The 6,817-nt window shown below is 54.3% G+C and carries 7 protein-coding genes; all 7 read left to right on the top strand.

Going from position 1 to position 6,817, the window contains the following annotated elements; all coding sequences use genetic code 11:
• The coding region (locus IEW63_RS06025; protein WP_229710364.1) for a glycosyltransferase family 4 protein at nt 1-1,254 on the top strand (1,254 nt) is incomplete at its 5' end.
• Nucleotides 1,255-1,375: 121 nt separating this feature from the next.
• Nucleotides 1,376-1,981 (top strand): sugar transferase, encoded by a 606-nt coding sequence (locus IEW63_RS06020; protein WP_188636057.1) that lies wholly within the window; start codon nt 1,376-1,378, stop codon nt 1,979-1,981.
• The gene (locus IEW63_RS06015) at nt 1,978-2,883 is read left to right on the top strand and encodes a 1-aminocyclopropane-1-carboxylate deaminase/D-cysteine desulfhydrase (RefSeq protein ID WP_188635709.1); all 906 of its coding nucleotides are present in this window, start codon (nt 1,978-1,980) and stop codon (nt 2,881-2,883) included. Before IEW63_RS06020 ends, IEW63_RS06015 begins: the two co-directional genes overlap by 4 nt.
• A 16-nt stretch (nt 2,884-2,899) precedes the next feature.
• Nucleotides 2,900-3,457 carry a GNAT family N-acetyltransferase gene (locus tag IEW63_RS06010; RefSeq protein ID WP_188635708.1) on the top strand — a complete coding sequence of 186 codons (558 nt, stop codon included), beginning with the start codon at nt 2,900-2,902 and terminating at the stop codon, nt 3,455-3,457.
• Between the two features lie 13 nt (nt 3,458-3,470).
• Nucleotides 3,471-4,481: an ATP-grasp domain-containing protein gene (locus IEW63_RS06005; RefSeq protein WP_188635707.1), complete on the top strand. Its 1,011-nt coding sequence runs from the start codon at nt 3,471-3,473 to the stop codon at nt 4,479-4,481.
• 55 nt (nt 4,482-4,536) lie between these two features.
• Nucleotides 4,537-5,547 carry a T6SS phospholipase effector Tle1-like catalytic domain-containing protein gene (locus IEW63_RS06000; RefSeq protein WP_188635706.1) on the top strand — a complete coding sequence of 337 codons (1,011 nt, stop codon included), beginning with the start codon at nt 4,537-4,539 and terminating at the stop codon, nt 5,545-5,547.
• Nucleotides 5,548-5,595: 48 nt separating this feature from the next.
• Entirely contained in the window at nt 5,596-6,792 is a 1,197-nt protein-coding gene (locus IEW63_RS05995; protein WP_188635705.1) for a DegT/DnrJ/EryC1/StrS family aminotransferase, read from the top strand.
• Nucleotides 6,793-6,817 lie beyond the last annotated feature (25 nt).

Genomic DNA, 6,817 nt, shown 5'->3' with positions numbered 1-6,817 from the left:
GGGGGGGGGGGAATGAAAGCGGATCCGAAGAGAATCTGGATAATTAATCAGTACGCATCTCTGCCCAGTACAGGCATCGGAGGGCGACACCGACACTTATCCAGGGAGCTCGCCCGGCTCGGCCACAGAGTTACACTGATAGCTGCTCGTTGGACTCACGGCACACGAGATACAGAAGCTGCGGACGACGCACCCGAACAGGAGAGCTTTGAAGGATTTCGTTTTATAAGAATTTCAGTGGGTAAATATAAGCACGCCCATGATAAGAAGCGGATATTGAACTGGCTTGTTTTTGGGGTTAGGTTGCTGCAGTTACAAAAGAAGCTCGGCGAGCGTCCTGATGTAATAATTTACTCTTCGCCTTCTCTTATAGGCTTCCTCAGTGCGTATTACCTATCAAGAAAATTTAAAGCTCGGTTGATTTTTGAGGTTCGCGATATTTGGCCATTAACGCTTGTCCAGTTGGGCGGGTTCTCGCCTAGCCATCCATTTATTGTTTTTTTGCAAAAAATTGAAGACTTGGCTTATAAGAAATCACATAAAGTTATTTCTAACCTTAGAGAGTCCCATCATCACATGGTCGCGCGTGGCCTGGATCGCGAGAAATTTGCATGGGTGCCAAACGGGGTTTCTATTCACGAAGTCTCTGCGGTTGAGCCGGCCCCAGAGTTGATGGTATCAGAATTTAAAAAGCAACCTTTTTCCGTTGTCTATGCGGGAACAGTGGGTGCTGCGAATTCACTCGAAACCTTGATAATGGCTGCAAGTTTGTTGAAGGATGTCACGGATATTCATTTCAACATAGTGGGTAAAGGTCAAAAAACCCATGATTTGAGCGTACTCATAAATGATCTAGAGCTGACTAACGTACACTTATGGCCGTCGGTGAAGAAAACACAGGTACAGTCGGTACTGAGTGTTATGGATGTGTGCTATATAGGTCTGACAAAAGATCCGTTGTTTAGGTATGGAGTTTCGCCTAACAAGTTGTTTGATTATATGTACTCGGCTAGACCAGTGGTGTATTCCATCGACTCCGGCGGCTATTGTCCTATTTCAGAAGCTAACGCCGGTATCCAGATTGAGCCGGAGTCTCCCGAGGAGGCCGCAGGCGCCATACTCGCTCTTTATAATATGTCTCCTGAGAAGCGTGAAATTATGGGTCGCAATGCTAGGTTGGCGGTGTTGGAAAAATATGAGTATTCCGCAATTGCTCGCACTTTGGAATCCGTTGTGCTTGATAGGGCTGAATAAGATGCATAAAAGCTTAGTAGGCATTAAATTGAAATGTAAGCTTTCTCATTTGACATTTTCCAAGATTGATGGGGTCGCCTTTTTATCTGTTGGCTAATATGCCTTGCGCGAGGGGTTGCAAATTGTGAAAAGGTTGTTTGATATTGTTGGCTCTATATTGGGTCTTTTGTTACTCTCTCCGGTTATGTTGGTTGTTGCCGTTTGTGTTCGCAGAAGCTTGGGATCGCCTGTACTTTTCAGTCAAATCAGGCCCGGGTTGAAGGGGCAACCTTTCAAGATGATCAAGTTTCGGACAATGCGTAACGCTTATGATACTGGGGGAGAGCTTTTATCTGATTCAGAGCGCGTAACTACCTTCGGTCGCTTATTGCGATCCACTAGTTTGGATGAGCTTCCGGAGTTATGGAATGTTTTGAAGGGGGATATGAGTTTGGTTGGACCACGCCCCTTGCTAATGGAATACCTTGAATACTACACAGATGAAGAAATGTTGAGGCATGCTGTTCGTCCAGGTATTACAGGGCTCGCACAGGTGAGCGGACGTAACTCCACAAGCTGGAACGACAGGTTGGCTATAGATGTAGAATACGTAAGAACCCGATCAATTTGGCTTGATATAAAAATTATTTTCAAAACAATTTATCAGGTTTTTAAGCGAGAAGGAGTAGTTGTTGTGCCTTCAGAGATTTATCAAAAGCTCAGTGATGAGAGGCGCGGGTCATTATGATCTCGACCTCTATATATGCTTCTCCCCTTTACAGATTAGAAAAGTTATCTCGTCGCTGGGGCGTAGATTTATGGATAAAGCGAGATGATCTGATACCTCTTTGGTTGGGCGGTAATAAGGTACGCAAGAACGTTGCAATCTTGGATGCGGCTTCCAAGGGCGGGCGCAAGCCCGAGGTCTTAATTACCAACGGTGGCGCTGAATCGAACCATGCGCGCGTCGTAGCGCTTATGGGCGCCCAGCTCGGGTGCGAGGTGCATCTGGTTCTGCATGGGGATAAGCCTGCGCTGAGCACTAGAGGGAATTCGTTCTTCTACCGTAGCGCCGGCGCGGCAACCCATTACGTAGATAGCGAGCAAATTGGGCCGACGATCGTGCGACTGGAACGAGCCAGCCTACAGGATGGTCGCTCGGTCGTGGTCATCCCTGGGGGAGGCCACGCGGTTGAAGGCGTCGAAGCCTATAGCAATGCTGTCGCCGAATTGCCAACAGCGCCGGATTATATAGTGCACGCCTCCGGCACCGGAGGGACTCAAGCAGGATTATTAGCCGGCGTTGAGAAACTAGGTTGGAGCACTAGCGTGACGGGCATTTCCGTAGCCAGGGCAGGACAGCGAGGGCGAGAAGAAATCATCAAGCTGCTGCCGTGCAGTTTCCCGCTGGACAAGATCCATTTTCGCGATGGGTACCGGTTTGGCGGGTACGAGCGGCATAGCCCTGAGCTCGTTTCTTTTATCCAGTCGGTGATCCGTGATGAGGGTATCCCATTGGATCTTACCTATACGGGCAAGGCGATGTTTGGCTTAAGGGACCTCGTTCGCTCAGGAGAAATACCTCCCGGCAGCATGGTGGTTTTTTGGCACACCGGCGGCCTTTTGAATCTAACTTCAATGAATTTATAACAGCGCGGAGCCGGACATGGCAGGTTTTTCACTTGTAGGTAGCCGTATCGCACTTCAGCTGCTTGCAAAAGAGCATTTGAAAAAGCGAGTGGAATTTTTGAATGATGTTGAGGTACAGAGGACACTGAATTTCGACTATCCAACATCAATCGCCAAAACCGAAGCTTGGTTTTCGAAAAATGTGCTTTCGACAAATCGTATCGATTTTACCTTCATCCGTAACGATGACTCGGCTGTCATAGGCTTTGGTGGCCTCATAAACATAAACACTAAGGCGAGAAAGGCTGAGCTGTACATTTTTATCGGTGATAAATCGTGCTGGGGCGAAGGATATGGCCGGGATGGTTATAAGTTACTTGTAAATTATGGGTTTGCGGAGCTGGGATTAGAGCGGATCTACCTTTATCAGCTGTCTCAAAACGAGCGAGCGATCAAAGCTACGACTGCTCTGGGGTGGAAGACTGAAGGCTTGCTTAGAAGGGATATTTGGTCACATGGTGAATTGAAAGATCAATATCTGCTTTCCATTCTTCGGCAAGAGTGGGAAGAGAGCGGGATCTACGCCGAGACTTGATTAAGGGTATAAAATGCTGAACGTTCTACTCACCTGCGCCGGGCGTCGTCACTATCTAGCTTCTTATTTCCAGCAAGCTCTTGGCAAGTCCGGTCGCGTCGTTGGCACCGACATGGATCTATCTGCTCCGGCGCTGCAGGCCTGTGATGCTGCTCATCAGGTACCCGGTGTATTCGAGGATGGTTATCTGGACGCACTCAAGAAAGTAATGATCAAAGAAAACATTCACATGGTTTTCTCCCTCAACGATCTTGAGGCCGGGCTCTTGGCTGCCCACCGCGCCGAAATTGAAGAACAGACCGGCGCCACCGTTTATGTGCCATCGCTTACGACGCTGGATGTATGTGCTGATAAATGGCGGACGTTTGAATTTGCACGCGAAATCGGCGTATCCGTTCCCGCCACTTTCTTGAGTCCAGCGGACGCTGCGGAGGCTCTGGAGCTTGGCCAGGTGCGCTTTCCCCTGATTATCAAACCACGGTGGGGGAGCGCCTCGATCGGTCTGTTTGTAGTGGATAACCGCGAAGATCTGATCACCGGCTTCGAAAGCTGCCGCAAAGCAGTGGCCAAGAGCGCGCTGTCTTCTCTGGGATCTGATGACTCGGTCATCATTCAGGAAGTGATCCAGGGCCCGGAGTACGGTGTGGATATGCTTTATGACCATCAGGAGAACTACCTTGGTTTTGCCGCCAAGAAGAAGCTCGCCATGCGTGCCGGTGAAACTGATAAAGCTGTCACTGTCCCCCCCGAGCTGTTCCGAGACCTGATCGACAGAATCGCCAGCGCATTACCTCACCGGGGCAATCTGGATTGCGATTTCCTGGAGCGAGATGGCAAGTTCTACCTGCTTGAATTCAACCCCAGGTTTGGCGGCGGTTATCCCTTTACCCATCTGGCTGGCGCCAATCATGTCCAGATGCTGCTGGAAGCGTACCAAGGGCGGGCGCCTGGCGATTACAGCTACGCGGTGGGTAAGGGATTCGCCAAGTGCGATACGTTGGTCGAGGTGCCGGTGGGTATCTAGCCAGCTCGACCTGACGTAGTGGTGGTTTCGCTTCGCTGCAGGAAAGGGAGCTCCTATGAAAAACATCATCATCTGTTCAGACGGGACCTGGCAGTCCCCGGAATCCGATAGCACTACTCACGTTCTGAGGTTGGCCGAGGGCGTTGCACCGCTGGATGCTGCCGGCAACAAGCAGGTGGTCTTCTACGACTGGGGCGTGGGTTCGTCCGGGGATAGGTTTACCGGCGGAATCACCGGCAAGGGCATCGACAAGAACATTCAGGACTGCTACCGCTTTGTGGTGCACAACTACGAGCCGGGGGATGCGCTGTACCTGTTCGGCTTCAGCCGTGGGGCTTATACGGTGCGCTCGCTGGCGGGGCTGATCCGCAATTGCGGCATTCTGCGTCGCGAACATGCGAATAGGGTCGGCCAGGCCTACAACCTCTATCGCAACCGTGGCCCGGCGTCGGCGCCGGCGCGGGAGAATGCGGTGGCCTTTCGGCGTGATTATGCCGAGGCGGATGTGAGCCGTATCCACTTTATCGGTGTGTTCGATACCGTCGGGGCGCTGGGTATTCCCGCGCCGTTTCTCGGCACGCTGGGTACGGATCGCTATCTGTTTCACGACACGGCGCCCAGCAGCATCATCAATCATGCGCGCCATGCGGTGTCCATCGACGAGAACCGCCAGGACTTCGAGCCGGCGCTGTGGGCGGCCAAGGCAGGGATCGATCTGCAACAGGTGTGGTTTGCCGGGGTCCATACGGATGTCGGCGGCGGCTACCCGGACTGTGGTCTGGGGGATGTGGCCGGGCAGTGGATGGCCCGGGAGGCCCAGGCTTGCGGGCTGGGGCTGGAGCCGCACCTGCTTCAGCGGATGAAGCCGGACTACGCCGGTACTCAACACAACGAATACAAGGGTTTCTACAAGGCGATGGGGCGCAGATCGGTGCGCCCTGTGGAGCCTGTGGTGCATATCAGCGTGAAACAGCGCTGGGAAGATGCGGGGCTGCGTTACCGGAGCCCCGGGCTGGCGGCGCTTATCGAGCGGGTCGGCTGGAATGGGGTGACGGTGGTGGAGTGACCGTCACCTGCTGTGCAAAACGAATCTGATGACTGATACAGGATAATCATGCTGAACGGACCTTTTTCCCCCTGGCCTTCCTTCACCGAGGAAGAGGCCAATGCAGTGCGTGATGTGCTGTTGTCCAACCGGGTCAACTACTGGACGGGCCAGGAAGGCCGCGAGTTCGAGAAGGAGTTTGCTGCCTGGGCCGATGCCGAGTACGCGGTGGCGCTGGCCAACGGTACGCTGGCGCTGGACCTGGCGCTGAAGGCGCTGGAGATAGGCGAGGGCGACGAGGTGGTGGTGACTTCGCGTACCTTCCTGGCCTCGGCCTCGAGCATTGTGACCGCAGGGGCGGTGCCGGTGTTTGCCGATGTGGATGCGGATTCACAGAACATTACCGCCGATACGGTGCGGGCGGTGCTGACCGAGCGTACCCGGGCGATCATCTGTGTGCATCTGGCCGGTTGGCCGTGCGATATGGACCCGATCATGGCGCTGGCCCGTGAGCATGGGCTGCATGTGATCGAGGATTGCGCCCAGGCCCATGGGGCACGTTACAAGGGGCGGTCGGTCGGCTCCATTGGTGATGTGGGCTGCTGGTCGTTCTGCCAGGACAAGATCATGACCACCGGCGGCGAGGGCGGCATGGTGACCACCAATGACCGCGAGCTGTGGTCGCGCATGTGGTCATACAAGGACCATGGCAAGAGCTGGGAGGCGGTGTATGAGCGCGAGCATGCCCCTGGCTTTCGCTGGTTGCATGAGAGCTTCGGCACCAACTGGCGGATGACCGAGCTGCAGGCGGTGATCGGGCGCATCCAGCTCAAGCGGATGGCGGACTGGACCGCGGCGCGCACGCGCAACGCGGAGCGCATCTGGGATGCCTGCCGCCAGCATGCGGCGCTGCGGGTGCCGGCGTTCCCATCCGATTGCGTGCATGCCCATTACAAGTGCTATGTGCAGGTGCGCCCGGAGAAGCTGGCCGAGGGCTGGACGCGGGACCGCATCATCGACGCCATCGTCGAGCGGGGCGTGCCCTGTTTTCAGGGCTCCTGCTCGGAGGTCTATCTGGAGAAGGCCTTCGACGGTACCGATTGGCGGCCGGCCGAGCGGCTGCCGGTGGCCCGCGAGCTGGGCGAGACAAGCCTGATGTTCCTGGTGCACCCCACGCTGACCGAGGCGGAGATCGACAGGACCTGCGCGGTGATCGATGACGTGCTCGGGGAGTGCGCTCATACCGGTGTCACAAAGGTGATTTAACCTTTTATTTACATCTGCTGATCGG

The sequence above is a fragment of the Halopseudomonas pertucinogena genome, from assembly GCF_014646575.1.
GTDB lineage: Bacteria > Pseudomonadota > Gammaproteobacteria > Pseudomonadales > Pseudomonadaceae > Halopseudomonas > Halopseudomonas pertucinogena.
The sequence above is the reverse complement of the archived record's forward strand: the minus strand, read 5'-3'. Positions and strand labels throughout refer to the sequence as shown.

Excerpts from the sequence above, each read along its gene's own strand:
- IEW63_RS06005 (WP_188635707.1), top strand. The coding sequence starts at position 3,471 with ATGCTGAACGTTCTACTCACCTGCGCCGGGCGTCGTCACTATCTAGCT.
- IEW63_RS06015 (WP_188635709.1), top strand. The coding sequence starts at position 1,978 with ATGATCTCGACCTCTATATATGCTTCTCCCCTTTACAGATTAGAAAAG.
- IEW63_RS06000 (WP_188635706.1), top strand. The coding sequence starts at position 4,537 with ATGAAAAACATCATCATCTGTTCAGACGGGACCTGGCAGTCCCCGGAA.
- IEW63_RS05995 (WP_188635705.1), top strand. The coding sequence starts at position 5,596 with ATGCTGAACGGACCTTTTTCCCCCTGGCCTTCCTTCACCGAGGAAGAG.
- IEW63_RS06010 (WP_188635708.1), top strand. The coding sequence starts at position 2,900 with ATGGCAGGTTTTTCACTTGTAGGTAGCCGTATCGCACTTCAGCTGCTT.